This is a genomic window from Mucilaginibacter sp., assembly GCF_028288205.1.
Lineage (GTDB): Bacteria > Bacteroidota > Bacteroidia > Sphingobacteriales > Sphingobacteriaceae > Mucilaginibacter.
This window is the reverse complement of the sequence record NZ_JAQBOD010000062.1, coordinates 145144-169321: the sequence shown is the minus strand read 5'-3', so window position 1 is coordinate 169321 and position 24178 is coordinate 145144. Positions and strand designations below refer to the sequence as shown.

23 protein-coding genes are annotated in these 24178 nt (G+C 38.9%); 16 read left to right on the top strand and 7 right to left on the bottom strand.

Translation table 11 applies throughout. The features are described from left to right. Positions 1-73: 73 nt before the first annotated feature. Positions 74-1009: a citrulline utilization hydrolase CtlX gene (gene ctlX, locus JWR23_RS16495; RefSeq protein ID WP_299517428.1), complete on the top strand. Its 936-nt coding sequence runs from the start codon at positions 74-76 to the stop codon at positions 1007-1009. A 166-nt stretch (positions 1010-1175) separates the two neighbouring features. On the opposite strand, the gene JWR23_RS16490 is transcribed toward ctlX, so the two are convergent. After that, the gene (locus JWR23_RS16490; protein ID WP_299517427.1) at positions 1176-1445 is read right to left on the bottom strand and encodes a GIY-YIG nuclease family protein; all 270 of its coding nucleotides are present in this window, start codon (positions 1443-1445) and stop codon (positions 1176-1178) included. 420 nt (positions 1446-1865) lie between these two features. Here JWR23_RS16490 and JWR23_RS16485 point away from each other — a divergent pair, with 420 nt between their 5' ends. Further along, on the top strand, positions 1866-3260 hold the full coding sequence (locus tag JWR23_RS16485) for an arginine decarboxylase (RefSeq protein WP_299517426.1): 1395 nt from the start codon (positions 1866-1868) through the stop codon (positions 3258-3260). A 130-nt stretch (positions 3261-3390) separates the two neighbouring features. On the opposite strand, the gene JWR23_RS16480 is transcribed toward JWR23_RS16485, so the two are convergent. Beyond that, positions 3391-3903: a ferritin-like domain-containing protein gene (locus tag JWR23_RS16480; protein WP_299517425.1), complete on the bottom strand. Its 513-nt coding sequence runs from the start codon at positions 3901-3903 to the stop codon at positions 3391-3393. A gap of 497 nt (positions 3904-4400) precedes the next feature. Between JWR23_RS16480 and JWR23_RS16475 the strand changes: the two genes are divergently transcribed. From JWR23_RS16475 to JWR23_RS16440, 8 genes are all read left to right on the top strand, one after another. Further along, complete coding sequence (locus JWR23_RS16475) at positions 4401-4625, top strand: hypothetical protein (RefSeq protein ID WP_299517423.1); 225 nt, start codon at positions 4401-4403, stop codon at positions 4623-4625. An 879-nt stretch (positions 4626-5504) separates the two neighbouring features. Further along, positions 5505-6215, top strand: a complete 711-nt coding sequence (locus JWR23_RS16470; RefSeq protein ID WP_299517421.1) for a 3'-5' exonuclease — start codon at positions 5505-5507, stop codon at positions 6213-6215. A gap of 1 nt (position 6216) precedes the next feature. After that, a complete protein-coding gene (locus JWR23_RS16465; protein WP_299517419.1) occupies positions 6217-7908 on the top strand; it encodes an ABC transporter ATP-binding protein in 1692 nt (563 codons plus the stop codon). 91 nt (positions 7909-7999) lie between these two features. Further along, complete coding sequence (rnr, locus tag JWR23_RS16460; protein WP_299517418.1) at positions 8000-10138, top strand: ribonuclease R; 2139 nt, start codon at positions 8000-8002, stop codon at positions 10136-10138. A gap of 106 nt (positions 10139-10244) precedes the next feature. Next, a complete protein-coding gene (locus JWR23_RS16455; RefSeq protein ID WP_299517417.1) occupies positions 10245-11219 on the top strand; it encodes a polyprenyl synthetase family protein in 975 nt (324 codons plus the stop codon). 50 nt (positions 11220-11269) lie between these two features. Beyond that, a complete protein-coding gene (locus JWR23_RS16450) occupies positions 11270-11680 on the top strand; it encodes an energy transducer TonB (protein WP_299517415.1) in 411 nt (136 codons plus the stop codon). Between the two features lie 111 nt (positions 11681-11791). Further along, entirely contained in the window at positions 11792-13336 is a 1545-nt protein-coding gene (locus JWR23_RS16445) for a hypothetical protein (RefSeq protein ID WP_299517414.1), read from the top strand. Positions 13337-13338: 2 nt separating this feature from the next. After that, complete coding sequence (locus JWR23_RS16440; RefSeq protein WP_299517412.1) at positions 13339-15645, top strand: GH92 family glycosyl hydrolase; 2307 nt, start codon at positions 13339-13341, stop codon at positions 15643-15645. Positions 15646-15731: 86 nt separating this feature from the next. Here JWR23_RS16440 and rpmA read toward each other — a convergent pair whose 3' ends face one another. From rpmA to JWR23_RS16420, 4 genes are all read right to left on the bottom strand, one after another. Further along, positions 15732-16181: a 50S ribosomal protein L27 gene (rpmA, locus tag JWR23_RS16435; RefSeq protein WP_299517411.1), complete on the bottom strand. Its 450-nt coding sequence runs from the start codon at positions 16179-16181 to the stop codon at positions 15732-15734. 46 nt (positions 16182-16227) lie between these two features. After that, positions 16228-16536, bottom strand: coding sequence for a 50S ribosomal protein L21 (gene rplU, locus JWR23_RS16430; protein WP_299517410.1), 309 nt, complete (start codon positions 16534-16536; stop codon positions 16228-16230). 72 nt (positions 16537-16608) lie between these two features. Beyond that, positions 16609-17031: a hypothetical protein gene (locus JWR23_RS16425; protein ID WP_299517409.1), complete on the bottom strand. Its 423-nt coding sequence runs from the start codon at positions 17029-17031 to the stop codon at positions 16609-16611. Positions 17032-17131: 100 nt separating this feature from the next. Continuing rightward, positions 17132-18538 (bottom strand): dicarboxylate/amino acid:cation symporter, encoded by a 1407-nt coding sequence (locus JWR23_RS16420; RefSeq protein ID WP_299517407.1) that lies wholly within the window; start codon positions 18536-18538, stop codon positions 17132-17134. A 66-nt stretch (positions 18539-18604) separates the two neighbouring features. Between JWR23_RS16420 and JWR23_RS16415 the strand changes: the two genes are divergently transcribed. Genes JWR23_RS16415 through JWR23_RS16405 form a run of 3 tightly spaced genes read left to right on the top strand, consistent with a single transcriptional unit; the run spans position 18605 to position 20251 of the window. Beyond that, positions 18605-19132, top strand: a complete 528-nt coding sequence (locus JWR23_RS16415; protein ID WP_299517405.1) for a hypothetical protein — start codon at positions 18605-18607, stop codon at positions 19130-19132. Between the two features lie 44 nt (positions 19133-19176). Next, positions 19177-19674 carry an RNA polymerase sigma factor gene (locus JWR23_RS16410; protein ID WP_299498172.1) on the top strand — a complete coding sequence of 166 codons (498 nt, stop codon included), beginning with the start codon at positions 19177-19179 and terminating at the stop codon, positions 19672-19674. Continuing rightward, positions 19661-20251, top strand: a complete 591-nt coding sequence (locus JWR23_RS16405; RefSeq protein ID WP_299517404.1) for a hypothetical protein — start codon at positions 19661-19663, stop codon at positions 20249-20251. Before JWR23_RS16410 ends, JWR23_RS16405 begins: the two co-directional genes overlap by 14 nt. Here the strand turns inward: JWR23_RS16405 and JWR23_RS16400 are convergent, their stop codons facing one another. Beyond that, positions 20252-20989 carry a hypothetical protein gene (locus JWR23_RS16400; RefSeq protein WP_299517402.1) on the bottom strand — a complete coding sequence of 246 codons (738 nt, stop codon included), beginning with the start codon at positions 20987-20989 and terminating at the stop codon, positions 20252-20254. A 313-nt stretch (positions 20990-21302) separates the two neighbouring features. On the opposite strand from JWR23_RS16400, the gene JWR23_RS16395 reads away from it, so the two are divergent. The 3 genes from JWR23_RS16395 (at position 21303) to JWR23_RS16385 (ending at position 24177) form a co-directional block, all read left to right on the top strand. After that, positions 21303-22256, top strand: coding sequence for a glycosyltransferase family 2 protein (locus tag JWR23_RS16395; protein ID WP_299517401.1), 954 nt, complete (start codon positions 21303-21305; stop codon positions 22254-22256). 210 nt (positions 22257-22466) lie between these two features. After that, positions 22467-23435 carry a glycosyltransferase gene (locus tag JWR23_RS16390; RefSeq protein WP_299517400.1) on the top strand — a complete coding sequence of 323 codons (969 nt, stop codon included), beginning with the start codon at positions 22467-22469 and terminating at the stop codon, positions 23433-23435. 7 nt (positions 23436-23442) lie between these two features. Beyond that, positions 23443-24177 (top strand): hypothetical protein, encoded by a 735-nt coding sequence (locus tag JWR23_RS16385; RefSeq protein ID WP_299517399.1) that lies wholly within the window; start codon positions 23443-23445, stop codon positions 24175-24177. Position 24178: the final 1 nt, after the last annotated feature.

The following is a 24178-nucleotide window of genomic DNA, read 5'->3' as shown; positions in this document are numbered from 1 at the left end:
AATAATTAATGACAGCAAAACGAAATGACCCAATGACGCGAAGCAAATGACCAATGACTAATGAGCGAAGCTAATGACCAACCAACAATCAACATCCAACATCCTGATGATTCGCCCGGTAAGCTTCGGCTTTAACGAGCAAACTGCAGAGAGCAACGCTTTTCAGACCCGTGATGCCGATCAGCAACAGGTACAAGCTAATGCTTTGGCCGAATTTGATGGATTAGTAAGAGTTTTAAGAGACAATGGCGTGAATGTAACCGTTATTGATGATACTGCCGAACCGCATACCCCCGATTCTATATTCCCAAACAACTGGGTATCTTTTCATACAGATGGTGATGTGTTTTTGTACCCGATGCAAGCCGAGAACCGACGTTTAGAGCGTCGGGAGGATATTATCAGGAAACTGGAAGATACTTTTCAAGTAAAGCATATAATTGACCTCAGCCGCTTTGAGCATGAAAACAAATTTTTAGAAGGCACCGGCAGTATGGTGCTCGACCGGGAGAATAAAATTGTCTATGCCTGCTTATCTCCCCGAACCGATGAAAGGGTATTGGCTGTATTTTGTGAGCAAACCGGTTATAAAGCTGTAAGTTTTTATGCTGCTGACGAAAAAGGCCTGGCTATTTACCATACCAATGTTTTGATGTGTGTAGGCAGTAAATTCGTGGTTATTTGTTTAGATAGCATAAATAATGATATTGAAAAACAAATAGTTATATCCCAAATTGAAAGAACCGGCAAAGAGCTTATCCCTATAAGTTTTTACCAAATGAACCATTTCGCGGGCAATATGCTGGAAGTAAAAAATATGGATAGTGACACATTAATTGTAATGTCTCAAAGCGCCTATACTTCACTTACCGATCAGCAAAAAGCAACCCTTTCCAAATACGGCAAGTTGGTTTATGCCGATATACATACCATTGAAAATAATGGCGGCGGCAGTGCCAGGTGCATGATAGCGGAGGTGCATTTGCCGGTGGCCAACCTGCTATTATGAGCGTAGCACGGACAACCGCAGGGAAGCTAAGCAACCATATGCTAATTCGTGTTAGGTGTCCCCTATCTCTAACCTGTCCTTGCGAGCGTAGCGTGGCAATCGCAAGGAGGCTAAGCAGACGTGTTAATTCGTGTTAGGCGTCCCCTCAATCCCGGCAAGTATTTATTTAATCATACCATCCTTCACTCAAATCTGACCATTCAGGATTTTCAAAATTTATTAAATCAACCTTCTTTTGTCTTGAACCAGCTTTTAGCTGCTTTTCCCGGGCAATAGCATCTTGTATCCATTGAAATTCTTCGTAGTAAATTAATTTATTACATCCGTATCGTTTTGTAAAGCCATTGTTTACTCCTTGTTTATGATCCCAAATTCTACGTCGAACATCATTAGTAACGCCAATATAAATTACTGTGTTTCCTTTATTGGTAACCATGTAAACATAATATAGATGCATTTTATACATATACAATAATAAATAATTCTTGCCATTTTGAGCGTAACGCGGACAACCGCAAGGAAGTTAAGCAAGCGATGCAAAGTCAGCAGCGATTGCTTCGTCTTTGCGAGCGTAGCGTGGCGATCGCAAGGAAGCTAAGCAGACGATACATAGTCAGCAATTGCTTCGTCGTTCCTCCCCGTTTTCTTGTCCTTGCGAGCGTAGCGTGGCAATCGCAAGGAAGCTAAGCAGACGATACATAGTCAGCGATTGCTTCGTCGTTCCTCCTCGCAATGACAATCTTTTTTCGGCAAAAACAATTGGAACTAAACAAATTACAATTCAACTATAAAATTTCCACTAACAAATAGCGCTTTATTCCGTTTTAAAATCACATTTTTGCCAAAAATTTAATTAATGCAGAGTTACCAGGAATTTCTTGACTTGAGTGTAGGCTTCCCACAGGAAGGATTCGAGATCATTGATGATGAATTATATTTCCATGATCTTAATTTAATGGAGATGATAGAAACGTATGGCACCCCCTTGCGTTTTACTTACCTGCCTATAATCACCAAAAAAATACAACAGGCTAAGCTGCTGTTTCAACAGGCTATAATAAAAAATAATTATCGCGGAAGCTATAAATATTGCTATTGCACCAAAAGCTCGCACTTTAAGCATATTGTTGAAGAAGCGCTTAAAAACGAAATTCACCTGGAAACATCATCAGCATTTGATATGCCGATGATTGACGCGTTAGAGAAAAAAGGCGCGCTAAGTAAAGATGTTACTGTAATATGTAACGGTTTTAAAACTTTCCAGTACAAGCAATATATTATTGATATGCTGCATGATGGCTTTAAAAACATCATCCCGGTATTGGATAATAAAGAAGAATTTAACCTGTATGATGATGAGGTGGAAATGCCTACCCCATGCAACCTGGGTATCCGTATAGCTGCTGAAGAGCAGCCCGATTCGCAATTTTATACCTCGCGTTTAGGTGTGCGTATGGAGGATATTATTGATTTTTATTATAATAAGATAGAGAAGAACCCCAATTTCCAGGTTAAGCTGCTGCATTTCTTTATCAATTCGGGTATATCTGATACACCGTATTACTGGAACGAGTTAGAGAAGTATGTTACGCTTTATTGCAAATTCAAAAAAATAAACCCGGCTTTAGATACATTGGATATTGGCGGGGGTATGCCATTTAAAGATTCGTTGGTTTTTGATTTTGATTATGAATACATGATCAATGAAATTGTGAGCCGCATAAAGGAGATCTGTGCCGATAACGATACTGAAGAACCTGATATTATTACCGAATTTGGTAAATATACCGTTGCCGAAGCTTCGGGCATATTATACAAGGTATTGGGCCGTAAACAACAAAATGACCGCGAAAAATGGCTAATGCTGGATGGCTCGTTCATAACCAACCTGCCCGATGTTTGGGCACTGAACCAAAAATACATCCTGCTACCTGTTAACAACTGGGACTCTGAATACGAACGTGTTAACCTGGGCGGTATAACCTGCGACGGGCAGGACTATTACAATCAGGAAGCGCACATGAATAGCGTATTTATGCCTAAGACCCGTAAGGTGCAATACCTGGGCTTTTTTAATACCGGCGCCTACCAGGAAGTTTTAAGCGGATACGGCGGCATACACCACTGCCTGTTGCCATCGCCCAAGCATGTTATTATCCGCCGCAACCGCGATGAGACATTTAACTTCGAGGTATTTGGCGAGGAGCAGAATAGTAAGCAGGTGTTGAAGATATTGGGGTATACTACGTAAACCTTTCCCCCGACACCTACGGCGCATTTTTAAAAATGATGGCACATTAAGACTAATGTGAAAAGCCAGTATCCTTACAGGATACTGGCTTACCCGATTTAATCAGGAAATAAAATAAGGTTATTTTACCTTAATTTAATTTGTAATTGATATTTTTTTCAGCGATCCGGGTCAGCAGGGCATCGGCTGCCTTGTCATCCGCCAATGTCTCACCTAAAATATCAGCTGCCTGACGGTAACCCATGTTATTAGCCAGGTTAACCATCGCATCATAAGTAGCTATTTTATAATGCTCGGCTTTTTTACCGGCGAATATGAGTCCCGTATCCCGTTGTACAGAGCCTTTGTTAGTTTCTCCAATCATATCTACGCCCTCTTCCACAATATCGGCGATTGCCGGGCACTTACCGGAGTTAACTTTTTCATTGACCATGCCAAAAACCTGCTCAAGCCGGTCGACATGGGTTTGTGCCTGGTTTCGGTTTTGACCGAAAGCGTCTTTCAATTCCGGCGTAGTCGCTGCTTCCTGTAACTTAGGTAGCGCGCTGAACAACTTCTTTTCTGCCCAATAAATATCTCTTAACTGGTTAACAAAAAACTCCTTGAGCTTTAAATTTGTTGCTTTCATTGTTTGTGTTTCCATTAATTTGAAGATTAATATATGTTAAAAATTTATTGTTAATTCATACGTGGCGCATACCCTAAAATAGCAGGCATGTTTAAAACGCCGGTAACCCGGCTTTGATAAAAAAGAAAATTATGAAATTACAGCAGATAGGCTGATATTATAAAGAGTAGTACATATCTATAACTTTAAGTTAAGTTTATGACATTTTTTTTTGTGGGTATTACGATGTTTGACTTTTAAAATTTGACTTTTAACAACTTTTTTGTATGTATTAATACGTTGTTAATAGCTGGATATTGCATTTTATTTGCATTATTAAATAAAATAAAATTTGAATATTAGGGTAGAATCGTTTTACACTGCGTTAACTGCTTAATCTATAACAAAGTAGAAATATAGAAGTATACTTAAAAAAATTGGATATTTCTCCACTATCAAATTATCGAGCTTTATTTTTCAATTAAAATATCCCTCTCTTGGCGGTTTAATAATAATTATTTAAAATTGATAGTATGAGCGTACAATATCTTTCTGATGAAAAGGGACAGATTACTGCAGTCCAACTACTTATCAAAGAATGGGAAATAATAAAAAGCAAATACCCAGACATAGATCATTTAGAGGCGAAATTACCTCAATGGCATAAAGAACTCATAGACGCGCATCTTGCTGACTTAGAAAAAAATTCCTACTTAATTAGGCCAATTGCTGAATTATTAGATGAATTAGATAAGTAGTCGTTTGAACAGAATTTTGATAAGTATTACCAACAGTACCGTCAATATCTGTCAGTAGATTTAATAATCTCTATTCTTTTTGCTTCAATCATTATACCAATGCTCAAAAAGAGCATATAAATTCACTTGTCCCTGAATTATACAGCAAAATGCGCTAATCATCTTTAAAGCGAATCAATACGAGTCCGATTATTAAAATCATCATTCCCAATATAGTATAAAATATCTTTTTCATAACCAACATTTCAGCATTCAGTATTGCTGTTCCTTAATATATTTACAGACTGTATCAAAAGCCTTCAACAGTAAATAGCAACAAAATAATAATTGGCCTTTATGCTCTTTGTGTCTCCTTTGCGGTCTCTGCGTTAAATTTTTATTTTGATACAGCCCAAATCTGGAAAAGATCAATGTTAAGAAATGTTAAAAGCGACATACCGCTACTTTTTTTATGTTATCGGTTGATTTTCTGCGAAGAAACAGCTTTGTCTATTAAGCCGTTTTTGCTAACGAAGCAAAATTTTATTTTTTTACCTATATACTTTGAAATACAAAGTGTTTCACATCAGGTGTTTCACTCCATATCTGCAAAAATCTATAAAATAGCATAATATTCTAATTATAAGATACTTATACTACTTTACCTAAAGTATTTGTACTGTTTCAAAGTGTTTCACTCATTTTGTCAAATTGCTATATATCAATAGGTTAACATAAAATAGTGTTTCATCTGTTTCATATTTTTGTGAAACACTTTTGTGTCGAATTAAGCAGTTGGATTTAAATATCCATACTGTCAGACTGCTGTCAGTAGATTTATATTAGTTTAATTGTTCGCGCTCAATCATTATATTGGCTGTGCTATAATTATCTATCCGGATGCTTGAACAGTACGATCTGAGTAATTTACTGGTGTTAGACATTGAAACGGTGCCCCAATACAGCACGCACGATGAACTGCCCGACCATTTCAAAAAACTCTGGGACCTAAAAACCCAAAATCAACGCAAAGAAGAAACCGCCGAAACATTTTACGAGCGCGCCGGCATCTGGGCCGAGTTTGGTAAGATCATCTGCATTTCGGCAGGCGTATTTACGGGTGGCAAAAACCATCCCGGCATGCGCATAAAATCATTCGCAGGGCATGATGAGAAGGAATTGCTGGAAAGGTTTTCTAATATGTTATCCGGTCAGCCCGCAAGCCTGGTATTGGTTGCGCACAATGGTAAGGAGTTTGATTTTCCGTACATCTGCCGCCGCATGTTGGTAAACGGCCTTAAACTACCCATGCAATTAGAAATAGCCGGTAAAAAGCCCTGGGAGATTAATCACCTCGACACTATGGAACTATGGAAGTTTGGCGATTATAAAAGTTATACCTCATTAAACCTGCTTACCGCTATATTTAACATACCAACCCCCAAAGATGATATTGACGGCAGCATGGTTGGCTCGGTTTACTGGAAAGAGAACCAACTGGAACGCATTTGTACCTATTGCCAGAAAGATGTAGTAGCAACGGCCCAACTGCTCAGGCGCTATCGCGGCGAAGAATTAATAGCAGATGACAACATCACCATAGTAGGGTAATATGCTTAGCGTAACTAACCTTACTATTCAATTTAAAACCCCAAATGGTTTATTTGATGCGGTAAAGGGCATCAATTTCAATCTTGCAAAAGGCGAAACCATTGGCGTAGTCGGCGAATCGGGTTCGGGTAAATCGGTTACCTCACTTGCGTTAATGCGTTTACTGGATAAGAGTAATTCAGTAGTTAACGGGCAGGTAACTTTAGGCGGCATTAATCTATTTGAACTCCCTGAAGATGAAATGCGAGCCATCCGCGGCAACAAAATGGCCATGATATTCCAGGAACCGATGACATCGCTTAACCCGGTGTTAACTTGTGGTTTCCAGGTTACCGAAGCTATACAACTGCATTTGGGCTCAACTAAAGCCAAAGCAAAGGCTCAAACAATAAAACTGTTTGAAGAGGTGCAACTCCCCCGCCCTGAAGCGATATTTGATAGTTACCCGCACCAACTATCAGGCGGACAAAAGCAACGGGTACTGATAGCTATGGCACTATCCTGTAACCCCGAAATACTAATTGCAGATGAGCCCACTACCGCCCTTGATGTAACTGTACAAAAAACCATCATCGACCTGTTAAAAAAACTAAAGGCCGAACGTGGCATGAGCCTGATATTTATATCGCATGATCTGGGCGTGGTTAGTGAAATAGCCGACCGTGTTTTAGTAATGTACAAAGGCAAAGTTGTTGAGGATGCGCAGGTAAAAACCTTATTTAAAAACCCGCAGCATCCTTATACCAAAGGCTTGTTAGCTTGCCGGCCATCAGTTAAATACCACCTTAAAAAGCTGCCTGTAATTGCCGATTTTATGAGTGGCAGTGCAACTATTGAACAAATACGCGACAAATACACCTATCCCAAAAAAGAAATAACAGAACGTAAAAAGAAACTATACAGCCAGCAACCCCTATTAAAGATAAATGATTTGAGTACCTGGTTCCCCGTTAGTTCGGGGATATTCGGTCAGTCAAAAAACATGGTAAAGGCAGTAAACAAAGTAAGCTTTGATGTTTATCCCGGCGAGACATTGGGTTTAGTTGGCGAATCAGGCTGCGGAAAAACCACCCTGGGCCGAAGTGTTTTGCGATTGATAGAACCAACATCAGGCAACATAAATTTTGAGGATACTGATCTGCGCAGCCTAAACAAAAATGATATGCGCCGGATGCGCCGCGATATTCAAATCATTTTCCAGGACCCTTATTCCTCACTCAACCCGCGCTTAACTGTGGGCGAGTCAATTATGGAGCCTCTGCAAGTACATAATTTTTACGATAACGACACTCAACGCAAGAAAAAAGTATTAGAACTATTACAGCGTGTAAACCTGCTGCCTGAACATTTTAACCGTTATCCGCATGAGTTTTCGGGTGGCCAACGGCAACGGATAGTAATAGCCAGGGCGCTGGCCCTGCAACCTAAATTTATTATCTGCGATGAGTCTGTATCGGCGCTGGATGTTTCTGTACAGGCACAAGTATTAAACCTTATACGTGAATTGCAGCAAGAATTTAATTTGACCTATATTTTCATCTCGCATGATCTATCAGTTATTAAACATATCTCAGACCGCATGATGGTAATGAATAAAGGCCAAATAGTTGAAATTGGCGATCCTGATGAGATTTATTATCATCCAAAAGAAGAGTATACCAAAAGACTGATTAATTCAATCGCAGAGATTTAATGCGAAAGTCGGAATTATAAACTTCCGCAATCGGCATTCCGACTTCCGCATTCATCTTTTCCGTATCTTTACATAATACTTAATACTATCTATGTCTAACAAAAAGAAAAAAAGCTCTACAATAGACCAGGTGCTAACGCAAATGGTTCTTGATATATTTGAACAGAATGCCAATACCCCACTAAACTACAAACAGGTTTCGGCTAAACTAAATGTGCGCGATCCTGATGCAAAAAACACCATATATGATATTTTAAAGGAAGAAACCTTTAAACAGGTTTTAAAAGAAGTTTCTCCCGGAAAATTCCAGTTATTAGAATTAAAAACATTTATTGAAGGTAAGGTTGACCTTACCAATGATGGCTCGGCCTTCATCGTTACCGATGACCCGGATGAGACCGACATTTTTGTAGCCCCGCGTAAACTACGTAACGCCCTAAACGGCGACCGTGTTAAAGTTTATGTATATGCTAAAAGTAAGGGCAAACGCCAGGAAGGCGAGGTAATAGAAATATTGCAGCGCGCTAAAATGGAATTTACAGGTATAGTTAAACTATCAGAACGTTTTGCCTTTTTCATTCCTGATGACCGCAAAATGATGCATGATATCTTTATCCCGATGAGCGAGCTTAACGGGGCAAAGAATGGTATTAAAGCAGTTGCTGAAATTACCGATTGGCCCGCACAGGCTAAAAACCCGGTTGGCCGCATTAAACACATTTTAGGCACACAGGGCGAGAATGATACCGAAATGAACGCTATCCTGGCGGAATATGGTTTTCCTTTATCTTTTCCTGCCGAGGTTGAACATGGTGCCGAAGCGATATCAGCAGATATAACATCGCAGGAAACAGCAAAAAGACGCGATTTCAGGGAGGTTATTACATTTACTATTGACCCTTTTGATGCAAAGGATTTTGATGATGCCCTATCATTTAAAATTTTAGAAAATGGCAACTATGAAGTTGGCGTACATATAGCAGACGTGTCGCACTATATTATACCGGATTCTGCCTTAGATAAAGAAGCCTTTGACCGCGGAACCTCGGTTTATTTGGTCGACAGAGTTATTCCTATGCTCCCTGAGCGCTTATCAAATGGACTATGCTCTTTGCGCCCTAATGAAGATAAACTTTGCTTTGCAGCCGTATTTGAGCTGGATGAGCAGGCGCATATTGTTAACGAATGGTTTGGTAAAACGGTTATCCACTCCAACAGGCGCTTCACCTATGAAGAAGTGCAGGAAGTTATAGAAACCAAGCAAGGAGATTATACCAGCGAAATATTAAAATTAAATGAGCTGGCTTATATACTGCGCGACCGTAAATTTAAAAACGGCGCCATTAGTTTTGAAACTACCGAAGTGAAATTCATGCTGGATGAAAAAGGCAAACCAACCGGCGTATATGTAAAAGAACGTAAGGATGCACATAAGCTAATAGAGGATTTTATGCTATTGGCTAATCGTAAGGTTGCCGAATTTGTAAGCAATAAAGGCAAAGGCAAAAATAAATACACCTTTGTATACCGTGCCCATGATTCGCCTAAACCCGAATCATTAGCCAATTTTGCGCTGTTTGCCGCCAGGTTTGGATATAAGATCAATACTAAATCTGATAAAGAAACGGCTAAATCTCTTAATTTTTTGATGGAGGACGTAGAAGGCAAAAAAGAACAAAATGTATTAACTCACCTGGCTATACGGTCAATGGCGAAAGCTATTTATACCACCAAAACCAGTAGCCATTACGGTTTGGCGTTTGATCATTATACACACTTCACCTCTCCCATTCGCCGTTATCCGGATGTGATGGTGCATAGGTTATTGCAGCATTATTTAGATGGCGGCCAGTCGGTTAATGCAGATCATTATGAAAAAATGTGTCAGTATGCATCGCAAATGGAGAAAAAAGCTGCTGATGCCGAACGCTCATCAGTTAAATACAAACAGGCCGAGTTTTTAAAAGACCAGGTAGGTAATATTTACAGCGGGGTGATATCAGGCGTTACAGAATGGGGCATGTATGTAGAAATAATTGAAAATAAATGCGAGGGCATGATTCGTTTGCGTGATATTTCTGATGATTTTTATACTTTAGACGAGAAAAATTATGCCATTATCGGTCAGCGTAAAAAGAAGGTTTATCAGCTGGGAGATGAGGTGCAAATACGTGTAAAAAACGTCGATCTCACTAAAAAGCAAATTGATTTTTCATTAGTACAGGATTAGTTTGCAGTTAATTAAGTTGGATTAGGTTGATTAAGTTAAATAAGCTTGGTTAATAATAAATCAAGCAACCACTTAACTCAATCAATAATTCACCATTCCACAAAAAATGAAAGAACTAAAAGATTTACAGCTGCTAATTGATAACGCGGTTACCAAACTTACCTATCCTGCCTATCCTGCCGAATTGTATGAGCCTATAAGCTATATCTTAAAAATGGGCGGCAAACGTATGCGCCCGGCGCTGCTTTTAATGGCTTGCGATCTGTTTGGCGGCGATGTTGAGAAGGCCCTTCCCCCTGCCCTTGCTATTGAGGTATTTCACAATTTTACTTTGATGCATGATGATATAATGGACAATGCCCCATTACGTCGTGGCAAAGCGACTGTACATGAACGCTGGAACCAAAACGCGGCCATACTATCAGGCGATGTAATGTTGATTGAAGGTTATAAGCTGATGATGCAAGTTGAAGATCATTTGCTGCGCGTTATACTTGATATTTTTAATAAAACAGCTGTGGGTGTTTGTGAGGGGCAGCAGTTGGATATGGATTTTGAAATGCGTAATGATGTAAAAATTGACGAATACATTTATATGATACGCCTTAAAACCGCTGTGGTATTAGGCGGCGCTTTAAAAATAGGATCGATATTAGGCGGGGCCGATATGAAAGATGCGGAATTAATAGCTGATTTTGGCGAGAATTTAGGTTTAGCCTTTCAATTGCAGGATGATATCCTGGATGTTTACGGCTCGCCCGAAAAATTTGGCAAACAGGTTGGCGGCGATATTATATCAAACAAAAAAACTTACCTGCTTATAAAAACGCTTGAACTGGCTAACGATAAGCAAACTGCCGAACTAAACCACTGGATAAATTTAAAACAGTTTGATCAGCAGGAAAAAGTAGAAGCCGTTACAGCAATATACAGCGCTGTACAGGTAAGACAATATGCAGAGACAGCCATGCATGCTTATGCCGATAAAGCCTTTGGAGCTCTTGAAAAAATAAACCTGCCCGAAGAAAATAAACAATACCTGCGTGATTTTGCAGATGGGTTAATGGTGAGGGAAAATTAGTAACTTTAGGTATTGTAATTCCTGGTTGTTATTGACAATTTATATTAGATATGAAAACGGTTCTATTCATTCTAATTACTACCCTATTTGCACTTAAAACCCAAGCGCAGGTCCAAGCCATAACCTCGCCCGATCAAGACACAATTTTTACCACCAATATTGATGTAGCACCCGAATTTAAAGATGGTATGGATAGGTTCTATGCCCGTTTGCATCGTATCCCCTACACATTTACAGATAGGATAGGCGAACGCCAGGGCCGAGTAATTGTAATGATGGTTATAGAAAAGGACGGCAGCATATCTAACCTAAAGGTATTACACGGCTTTTCTGAGAAACAAGACCATGAAATATTAAGGGTTATAAAAAGGTTAAATAAATGGAAGCCGGGTATGCGGGCTGGAAAACCAGTACGTGTATTATGTTCTATTCCTATTAATTTTAAGCTGATAAAGTCTTAGATAAGCTATAAATTATAAACGTCTGAATAATCGTATCAGCTTTTTTACGGCTTCATAGTATGGTATGCTAATTAGATTTAGCATATTTATATTTCCCAATATAAACCATATATGAAACCACAAAAGCGATCAACGGCTGCTTTGGCTGATGGAAAAAATTCACGTCGTATATTTATTAAAAACAGTGCAACGCTGGCTGCATTGGCTGCTGCCGGGCCGTTTATAAATATGTCGGCAATTTTTGCTGCCAATAAACCGGGCAAAGATATGATTAACGCGTTACAGGTAGGTGTTAACTCATTTGTAGAAGAAGGCGTTGATAACGTATTAGATATTTTGCAAAAACGCGGATCTATCAATACCGTATTTTTAAATACATTTACTTATGGCACCGGTCTTGCCAGCCGGATGATCACCGGTAATCCGTTCCCGGATCACGGTCCGCAGGAGCCTGATAAAAACTTTCATGGCGGTAATTATGCCATACCTCATGCTAAATACTACAAAAATACTGTATTAAAGGATACCCATTCGCCGGAATATGGCGACCGTGACATTGTAGCCGAAGTATTAAAAGCATCAAAAAAGCGCGGTATGAAAGTATTTGCTACCATTGAAGACCAATGGCGCAATGATGTACCCGGAATAGATGAATGCCGCGAGATAGACCTGTTGGGCCGTAAAGCTGTAACGCTATGCCTTTTCAATCCTAATGTACGCGAGTTTTGGACGGCGCTGGCAACTGATACCTGCACATCCTATGATGTTGATGGTATTGTAGTATTTAATGAGCGTAACGGACCGCTGTTAAACGCGCTTGGAGCGAGCCATATTGTTACTAATATCGACCCGTCAAAGTCTACTTGTTTTTGCAATTATCACCAGCAGGAGGCAAAGAAATACAACATTAATTTTGAGCGGGCAAAAGAAGGCTACCACAAGCTGGATGAATTTGCTAAAGCAGCATTAAAAGATCTAAGACCAAGTGACGGTTATTATGTAGAATTTCAGCGTATTATGCTGGAGTACCCGGAGATAGTAGCCTGGGATAAACTGTTTGATATTGGCAAGCACCAAATAGTTGATGATGTTTACAAAGCGGTAAAAGCCATAGGCAAAAAACAATTGGTTGGTTTACATATTGAGCATGTAAATTCATTTAATCCGTTTTTTAGAGCTACCAGGGATTATGAGAATTTGGCTCAGCGTGTAGACTTTTTAAAAGTGGTTATGTACAACAATGTTGGCGGCGAACGTTATGCCAGGTTCATCCATAATATAGCGTCGACCATATTTAAAGATGTACCGCCCGAAGAATTGATGCGTTTCAATAATCACCTGCTTGGTTATAGTGAAAAAGAGGCTGCCTTAGATAAGCTGGCTATTGAGGGATTATCTCCTGATTATGTTTTCCGCGAAACTCAACGTGCAATTGCCGGTGTAAAAGGCAAGTGCCCTATCCTGCCCGGTATTGATATTGGCATCCCGGTAGGTAAAAAAAGTCACCAGCAAACGCCCGACGATGTTTACAATGCTACGCTTGCTGCTTATAAGGCAGGTGCCAATGGCGTGATCCTATCGCGTAAATATTCTGAAATGAAACTGGAGCACATAGATGCCGCCGGACGCGCGATACGTGAGGCTATGAAAGGATAAGTATGAAAGAAGAACCTAAAGACGGCATATCAAGGCGAAAATTTGTACAAGCCGGTGGGATGATAGCTGCTACAGCTATTATACCAAAGGAAATTAACAGATCAGTTGATGCTACTGACGAACAAAATCACGCCAAAAGCGAAGAAGACTATTTACAATATATTGATCCAATAATTGGTAATATAGCCCCGTTGCTCAATACAAACCGCCCGGTAGTGCATTTACCTAACCAAATGGTGCGGACGTTTCCGCGCCGGCAGGATTATACCGATGACCAGATAACAGGCTTCCCACTGCTGGCTTTAAACATTATAACACCACAGGTTATTTTTTCTATAAAGCCATCAAAAGGTGTAATAACTGATACAGACTGGAACGGAAGAATGACCTATGACCATGATCTGGAAATTACGCGCCCCTGGTATTACGCAACAACTCTTATTGATGAGGATATAAGGGTGGAGCATACTGTAGGTAAAAACGGCGGTATTTATAGGTTTACGTTTCCAAAAGGGGTTAAGAAAAATATCCTGTTGAATCATTGTTATGAAAATGGGATATTCACCATTACTAACGGAAATAAAATATCAGGAACCGAATTTGTGATAGATGCTATCCATCAACAAAAAGGTAAAGCCTATATGTATGGCATTTTCTCCGGGAAACCCATAAGCGGAAAATCAGCAGGCGAAAAAGACTGGGGCAAATATAATGCGGGTGGCCCAAAGCCAAAACCTAAAACGATGGCGGGCGAAAAAGCTTGGATGAGCTATAGCGAAAATGAACCATCAGTTATAGAATTTAGGTATGCTACTTCTTTTATCAGTGAAGAACAGGCTGAAAAGAATTATAATGAAGAACTTTTAACCATCACATTTCAGCAGTTAGCGGATAAAAGCAAAGCAGCCTGGAAAAAGGTTATCGGCCAGATAAAAGTTGAAGGAGGTACTGTTGGGCAAAAACGCACATTTTATACAGCCCTGTACCGCTGTTATGCCCGGATGATCAACATAACAGAAGATGGAAAATATTTTAGTGCCTATGATGGTCAGGTTCATGAAGATAAACGGCCATTTTATACAGATGATTATAGCTGGGGAAATTTTATAGCGATGCACCCCTTGCGTACCATCCTTGATCCAAAAGCGGAGGGAGATATGCTACAGTCTTATGTCATTGTGTATCAGCAAAGCGGTTGGGTGCCTGAGTACCCTAAAACCTTTGGCGACCGTGAAGGGATGCTAAGTTTTCATTCGTCTATTATGTTTTTGGATGCATACCGAAAGGGTATTCGCAATTTCGATGCTAATAAAGCGCTTGAAGGCATGTTAAAGAGTGCAGAACAAGCTACTATGCTCCCATCAAGAAATGGCCCTAAGGGCGCATTAGAGGATTTTTATTATGAAAAGGGTTATTACCCTGCCTTACACCCCGGCGAAGCTGAAACCGACCCAATTGCAAGGCATGGCCAGCGTTCGGCAGTTGCAGTTACATTGGCGGGTAGCTATGATGCCTGGGCCTTAAGCGAAATGGCAAAGGAGTTAGGGAATACTCCAGTGTATAACCGCCACGCTCCGCGAGCCAATAATTATAAGAACCTATGGAACAAAGAAGCAATGCTTTTTTTGCCTAAGGACGCTAAAGGCGATTGGATAAATATTAACCCAAAAACAGAAGGGGGCGCTTACTATAACGAGAATAACGGCTTAACTTATAAATGGAATATACAACACGATGTTGAAGGTGTAATAGCCTTAATGGGTGGGAAAGAAAAATTCGAACAAGAGCTTGACCAATTTTTTAGGGACGGATTAGAATCTAACCGTGCATCGTTCCTGGCAAAGTTCCAGGATATGACGGCATTAACAGGGCAATTCTCTATGGGTAATCAATGCGCGTTCTATATTCCATATTTATATAACTATACCAATTCGCCGTGGAAAACACAGAAATGGACACGGTATGTGTTAGATACCTGGTTCAAGGATAATGTATTAGGCGTTCCGGGTGACGAAGATGGCGGATCCATGTCGGCAGTAGTAGTATTTTCAGCAATGGGATTTTTTCCTGTTAAACCAGGTGTGCCTATGTATACCATTACCAGCCCGGTGTTTAGTAAGATAACTATTGATCTGCCGAATGGCAAAATGTTTACGCTGATAGCAAATGGTTGTTCAAAAACTCATAAGTATATTCAATCAGCTAAAATGAACGGGAAGAAACTGGATACATTATGGTTTTCGCATAGCGATCTGGTAAATGGGGGGACGTTAGTTTTGGAGATGGGAGAAATGCCATTGAAGGCTTAAAGGGCCCCCAGGGCAACACCCTACTATTGCAAACAAAAAAGCCCGTATCAATGATACGGGCTTTTTAATATTATAAGCTTTACTAATTACTCAGCTGCAGGTGCTTCTTCAGTACCTGCAGCTTTCTTTTTAGGAGCTGCTTTTTTCTTTGGAGCTGCAGCTTCTTCAGCTACAGGCGCTGCTGCTGCTTCCGCAACAACTTCAGGTGCTTTTTCAACAACCGGTTTAGCTGCTGCTTTTGCTTTAGGCGCCGGTGCAGCATCTTCTGCTACGGGTGCAATTGCAAAAGGAATTACAGATACGTATGAACGGTTATCTGCTTTCTTTTTGAAAACTACTTCGCCTGCTGTTAAAGCAAATAAGGTATGATCTCTGCCGATACCTACGTTAAGGCCCGGATTGTGTTTAGTACCACGCTGACGAACGATGATATTACCGGCAATTGCCGGCTGACCACCAAATATCTTGATACCTAAACGTTTGCTATGTGACTCGCGGCCGTTTCTTGAACTACCGGCCCCTTTTTTGTGTGCCATTTCTTATATTTTTATAAAGCTGTAAAGCCTTGTTTTAAAAATCTGATTATAAAGTTATACCGGTTATCTCGATCTTGGTAAATTGCTGACGGTGACCGTTTTTCTTTTTGTAACCTTTTCTTCTTTTCTTTTTGAAGATAATTACTTTATCACCTTTTAAATGAGACACGATCTTAGCTGATACTTTAGCGCTTTTCAAATCGGTTCCCAATTTGAATTTACCTTCGTTTTCTGCTAACAACACATTGTCAAATTCAATATTAGCGCCCTCATCTCCTTGTAATCTGTGTACAAAGATCTGCTGGTCTTTAGCAACCTTAAATTGCTGTCCTGCTATACTTACTATTGCGTACATGGTTTGTTAATTAATGTTTTAAAATTCGAGGTGCAAATATAGGTATTACATTTTCAATATACAATACACCTTTTATTTTTTCTGATTAGTCTCTTCGCTGGCTAAAACCTGCATTATTTCTTTTATCAGGTGTTGATTAGCATCTACCAACTTTGGATCACCATAATAATTAGCATCAAATATTACTTTTTTGCTTTTTCGTTTATAGTTAAACTCTATTACATAACGCGGCGGCTTAGGGCCGGTTTTTACACTGTCGCCGGTTTCATCAGCAGGGAAATCCCAAAAACCAAGGTCGGCAGCCTTACGGTGCAGGTAAAGCAGTTCTTTTTGATTTAAGTGTAAATGCATTTTCACTAACGAGTCTTTTACATTTAAATATTGATAATCGCCGGTTTTTGAATTGTATTTGTTCAGCATACTATCCCTGTCGCCATATTGAAAAACGATAGAATCAAACTCAACAAACTTATACGGAGCATTTTTTAATACCATACCATAGTAATAGATACAGTAGAATAAAAAAGGCAAGAAGATACTTAAGGCAAGAAATATTTTTTTTGCTTTGGATGACATGTAGGGTAGTTATTATAAGTTAAATCATTTCAATATCGATATCAATCGGGTTACCGTCAGTAAGTTCTCCCTCCCATTTGCTAACAACCGCGGTAGCCATAGCATTACCTAAAACATTTGTAGCAGAACGGCCCATATCTAATAACGGGTCAATACCTATTAAAAGTGCAAGCCCGGCCTCAGGAATATTAAACATGGCAATAGTACCGGCAATTACCACTAACGATGCACGCGGTACCCCCGCAATTCCTTTACTGGTTAACATTAAAGTTAACAACATGGTAAGTTGCTGCGCAATTGATAGGTGTATGCCATACGATTGTGCCAGGAATAACGACGCAAAAGTCATATACATCATAGAACCGTCCAGATTAAACGAATAACCCAGCGGCAACACAAAGCTTACAATTTTATTGCTGCAGCCAAAACGCTCCATCTCTATCAGCACACGTGGATAAGCCGCTTCGCTGGTTGAGGTACCGAAAGCAACCAGCATGGCATCTTTTATATTATTTACCAGCGTAAATGCCCTGCCTTTTAATACAAAAAATCCAGCCAGAATAATTACCAGCCAAAGTATAATAAGCGAGAAGTAAAACTCGCCGATAAATATGGCATAAGTTGATAATATCCCTACACCTTGTTTAGCAACTATAGCTGTAATTGCCCCAAATACCGCTAACGGGGCCAGCTTCATTACGTAACCGGTTATTTTTAAAATAACGTGAGCAATAGCATCGAAAGCTTTAACTACAACTTGGCCCTTTTCGCCAATTGCAGCGGTGGCCACACCAAAAAATAAGGCAAAAACAACTATTTGCAGTATCTCATTGTTAGACATTGACTCAAAAAAGCTCTTTGGGAACACATGACTGATGAAATCTCTTAAGGAAAGCGACGTTTTTTGTATCTCTGTACCTAAATGACTGTCGGGTAGCATCAGGTGCATTTCGCGGCCCGGTTGAAATAAATTAATCAGTATCATCCCCAATAACAGGGAGATCAATGTAGCACTTAAAAACCAAAGCAGGGTCTTGCCGCCAATACGGCCAACTGCTTTAATATCGCCAACTTTAGCCACACCAACTACTAACGTGGTGAACACCAATGGCGCTACGATCATCTTTATTAACCTCAAAAATATATCACTTAAAACAGTGAAATACATTACTTTATCCTCACGTATGACATCATTTACTTTACGTATTTTGGCTTGGGTTATACGTTGTGATTTTAGTTCCTTGAAATTTGCCGATGTGCTGTCTTTTAATAGAACCAGTTTGTTATCAATAATTTTGATGGCGGTTTCCGCAGCACTGACATTGTTATTATAGGTATTAATTACATTTGCGTTGTAGATGTAACCAACTATCACACCTAAAATAAGTGCGATAAAAATATAGAGCGTAAGTTTATTTTTTTGCATCGCTAAATATAAGACGGCGAAACTAAAACTATTTACTATTTTGTTAAAAATATTCAATCTAATATAATGAACACTGCCACCTATGGCTTACAGGATATAAAAAAAGAATTGCAGCACCTATCGGGCCCCAAAATTGCCGACTTATGTTTGCGATTAGCCCGTCATAAAAAAGAGAATAAAGAGCTGCTTGCTTATTTATTATTTGAAGCTGATAACGAAGCGGTTTTTATTGAAAAAATAAAAGCCGAGGCTGGATTTATGTTTAGCCAATTGCCTGTAAGAAGTTATGAGGCCGCTAAATATCTTCGAAAAATATTAAGACTACTTAGTAAGTACACCAAATTCATGGCTTCAAAGGAAGCCGAGATTACCTTACTTTTAAATTTTTGCACCAACTATTTGCAATATGCCGACAAACGTGCAACCTATAAACCCCTGCGACTTATTTTAACCCGACAATTGGAAAAGATAAAAACATTAACAGGCAAATTGCACGAAGACCTGCAATTTGATTTTAGTAATGACTATAATTTATTGCTGGATGATGCCGAAAAAAAACTCACCTGGTTTAATAAGAATGCTTTCTTGTTGTAACATTCCCCCTATCTTAGCATCTAATAAAACAAACTAACCTGCACGTGGCTGATAAAGAACTGGTCTTTAAGCAAATATTTGAAGCTAATTCAAAAAAAATCTACCATTTGTGCTATGGTTATACGGGTGATGATGATGCTGCGAACGACCTATTACAAGAAACATTTTTAAAAGTTTGGCAAAACCTTGATAAATTCCGTAACCAGGCAATGATATCAACCTGGATATATCGTATCGCTGTAAATACTTGCCTTACGTATTTAAGATCAGAGAAACGACAAGCAAAGGAAGAGCTTACACCCCAGATAGCCGAAACCAAAATGGAAGAGGTATCTGATAAGAACGAGCAGGTTACATTGCTATATAAGTGTATATCAAAATTAGAAGAATCAGAAAGAATAATAATAACTATGGTGCTGGATGAAATGCCTTACCCCGAAATAGCAGAAATATCAGGCATATCTGAAGGTAATTTGCGGGTTAAAATTTTCCGCATTAAACAAAAATTGACAGAATTATATAATCAGTATGAAAGACTTTGATCATTTAATGTCGGTTTGGCAGGAACAGCCAAAAAAAGATCAGCTTTCAGTGGACGATGTGCTGAAGCAGGTGAAGAAGGGAATGAACAGTATTAGCAGGAAATTGCTATGGAATATTACCAGCATGGGCATATCTTTTGCAGGGCTGCTTGTGGTGATGTTATTTTTTGTTTTTAACTCGTGGGTAACTTATTTAGGCATAGTTATTATAATGGTTACTATGATATTGTATGTTATGATGATGATAAGGGATTACCGCATTATAAGCAAACAGGATGTAACCATTAATCCTGCAGATTATTTGCAAGACTTAAAAGTATATCAAAAAAACCGGGCAGCCATTTATGGCTGGTTATACTACCTATATGTTATATTAATAAGCACCGGTTTGTTATTATACTTTTTTGAAGTATTACAAAGCGCATCGGCAACGTTTAAGGTGGTGGCGTATGGTTTAACAATTGCCTGGTTAATGTTCTGTACTTTTTATTTAAAGGGGCGGTTTGTTAAAAGCGAACAGGAAAAACTTAACCTGATGATTGACCGCCTTATTCGCCTGCAAAATCAGTTTGATTAGTTATTTTTTTTCTGCGGGTTTACTAAAATCAGCATAACTTTTTTTTATATAGATCATCATATCGTACATCGTCATCTTTCTTATCTCATAAGGCGAGGGGCTGTACTTAATCATAAAATTTTGCAACGAATCTCCTTTTAAAGATGTTAACGCTTGTATCCTTTCTTTCGAGAACATACTAAACACAAAACCATCCTGCTCATCCCTTAACATTGCTTTTTGCAGTGTGTTTTTTTTATTTCTTGAAAACAAGCTAACTAATTTCAAAACATTTAAACTTACCAGTTCGCTCGTATTATTGGGCCTGCCGGTATTAACATACGGCGACCGTTTAACAAAAATGCTTTTTATACCGGGGGCCTTGTAATTAAAGATCCGTGCAAATTCACGGCGGTTATCTACCGAGTCTTTTTTATAATTACGCATTCCCCTGATAGATACTTCATTCAATAAGATATTAGCCGATTGAAGATAAATAGTAGTTGGTATTAATCCGTTCCCTACTCCAAATTTATATGTTTTATAGCCGATATGAGTAATAGTTATAGTGTCGCCCGCAGGAGCATAATTTAATCTAAAACTCCCGGTTGACGAAGTGAAGCCTGCTCCCATTTTAGATACCAAAGTAGCATTTGTTACCGGCAACTTTGTAATTAAATCTAATACAGTTCCATTTAATTGTTGTGCACTAAGCCTGCCGGTAAAAAATAGCAATATCAATATACCGGCAAGCCTCATGCAGTGATAGGTTTAGTTTAATTTCAGTCTAAAATAAAACATATCATATTGACTATTAAAACTTTAACATTACTTAACATTATAGCATCAACTCGGTAGTGATTGCATCTTATTCTTAATAATTATCATTGTTAATTTTGTATTTTTATTCATTGTGGAGTTTACACTGATCATCGAAAATGCAGAGTAAAATTGTATTTAACATAATTTAACCACCACCTAAAAATCTACCATAAAACCAATGCGCATTTTTTATATTTTTGCATGGGTTTGAAAAAATCAGGGGCATCAGCTCCAACCCTATCACTTGTCAATGGATATATCAGTTGTAGTACCACTTTATAACGAAGTTGAATCATTGCCCGAGCTTACCTCATGGATAAGCCGTGTTATGGATGAAAATGGCTTTTTGTATGAGATTATATTAATTGACGATGGCAGTATAGACGGCTCATGGGATATGATTGCTAAACTGCGTTTAAATAATCCTTTTATAAAGGGTATTAAATTCAGGCGCAATTATGGTAAATCCGCCGCTTTAAACGTTGGTTTTGATGCCGCACAGGGTAATGTGATAATAACGATGGATGCAGACTTACAGGACAGCCCTGATGAAATTCCGGAGCTGTATCGCCGCATCGTCGAAGAAAAATACGACCTTATATCCGGCTGGAAAGCTAAAAGGTATGACCCTATAACTAAAACCGTTCCCACAAAACTATTTAATTTAGCCACGCGAAAAATGTCGGGGATAGATAACCTGCACGATTTTAACTGCGGTTTAAAGGCTTATCGTAAAGCGGTAGTAAAAAACATAGAGGTTTATGGCGAAATGCACCGTTATATACCGGTTATTGCCAAGTGGGCCGGGTTCACTAAAATTGGCGAGCAAGTAGTCGAACACCGTGCACGTAAATATGGCACAACAAAGTTTGGCATGAGCCGTTTTGTAAATGGCTTTTTAGACCTGCTTTCGATATTTTTTGTAGGCAAATTTGGCAAACGCCCCATGCATTTTTTTGGAGCAATGGGAAGCTTAAGTTTTTTTGCCGGGTTAGTTTGCGCAATCTGGATAATTAGCGAAAAGCTTTATTATATAGCCCATCACATAAAAATTACGCGTGAAGTAACAGCGCAGCCTTTATTTTATATAGCGCTGGTAGCCATTATAATTGGCTCCCAACTGTTTTTAACCGGCTTTGTTGCCGAACTGGTTGCCCGCAGCGCCCCCGAGCGGAATAAGTACCAGATAGAGGATGTTATTTAATGTATGTTAGAATTATTATATTGTCATTTCGATGAGCAAGCGTAGGCCTCCGGTGTGAAGAGAAATCTTATACACCATGCATCGCAAAATTTGCACAGTGTATAAGATTTCTCACTATCGTTCGAAATGACAATCACTATTTAATCTTCATTAATCCCTATTAAAAAAAATCTGCACATTTGCACATCAGCATATCTGCACATCCAAAATATGTTTTTTTCCATTATCATACCTTTATACAACCGCCCGCAGGAAATTAAAGAACTGTTGCAAACGCTTACGTTGCAGAGTTATAAAAACTTCGAGGTATTGGTTATTGAAGATGGATCTGTTAATGACGCGGAAGAAATAGTAAAAAGCTTTGTCGGCCAACTGGATGTAAGATACTTTGTAAAAGAAAATGCAGGCCAGGGTTTTGCCCGCAACTTCGCGTTCGAACGTGCCAAAGGCGATTATTTTATCATATTCGATTCTGATTGCCTTATTCCTGAGGATTATTTACAGATCGTTAACAACTCGTTAACAAAAAACTGGCTGGATGCCTATGGCGGCCCGGACGATGCACACCCTTCATTCACCCCTACTCAAAAAGCCATTAGTTATTCCATGACCTCGCCTTTTACAACCGGTGGTATACGGGGCAATAAAAAAGGAATTGGCCAGTTTCATCCGCGTAGCTTTAATATGGGTATATCAAGGCAGGTGTGGGAAAAAGCAGGCGGCTTTATCATTACCCGCCTGGCCGAAGATCTGGAATATAGCATCCGTATCCACTCATTGGGTTTTAAAATAGGTTTAATTCCTGATGCCAAAGTGTACCATAAACGCCGCACCAACTTCTTGCAATTTTATAAACAGATACACTTTTTTGGCCGGGCGCGTATTAATGTTTATAAGTTTCATCCTACTCAACTAAAATTAATACATTTTTTTCCGGCTTTTTTTACCTTATCGCTGTTATTTACAGCTATTTCTAATATCTTTAACTGGCGAATAGCTGTATTATGCAACGTTATTTTAGCACTTATTATTTTGTTGATATTTTTTCACGCGTGGATTAAAAATAAGTCGGCAAAAATTGCATTTTTGAGCTTGGTAGCTTCCTTCATTCAACTAACTGCTTATGGACTTGGTTTTATGCAAGATTTTTGGAAGCGGATAATATTAAAAAGATCGTAAATAATATATGTATCATCCCTTTTCTGTTGCAGAGACCACTAAAACTGCATGGACTATTTTTAAGAAAAACTTTGTAACTATAATTGTTTACTCATTTATATCGTTTTTCCTGCTATCTATTTTAGGGATCATAACTGAATATCTAATTTCACCTGAAGCATTTTGGGGTAAAATGGCTGTGTCGTTTATAATGATACTTATACAAGCCTACACCACACTTGGCCTTTATAAACTTATATTTACTGTAATTGACAGTGAATATTACGAATTTGAATTCAGGCAGGTATTACCGGCATTTAAAGGTATAGTAAGTTATCTTGTGGTAGTGTTCTTTATCGCATTTTTGATTACTACGTTTCACTTTTTAATGGTGCGGTTAAATGACTATCCTAACATCCAAACCTTACTTGAAAATATTGCTGCAATAGTTACTCTTTATATAGCCTTGCGTGTTATGTTCTTTATCACGTTTATAGTTGATGATCAGTCGGGCGCTATTGAGTCTATCCGTCAAAGCTTCCAGCTTACTAAAGGCTATTTTTTTAAAGTATTAATAATGTTGGGCATAATCTTATTATTTATTGCGCTTCCGGCTGCATTGTCACAATATAACGGGTTTGGATTTATATCAATAGCCATTATATTTACCTACCCTTTTGTTAATATTATATTAGCGGTAACTTACCGCAAGCTTGTTTATAGCCACCTGGATATAGACGATGATATTGCCGAAACTAATTAAG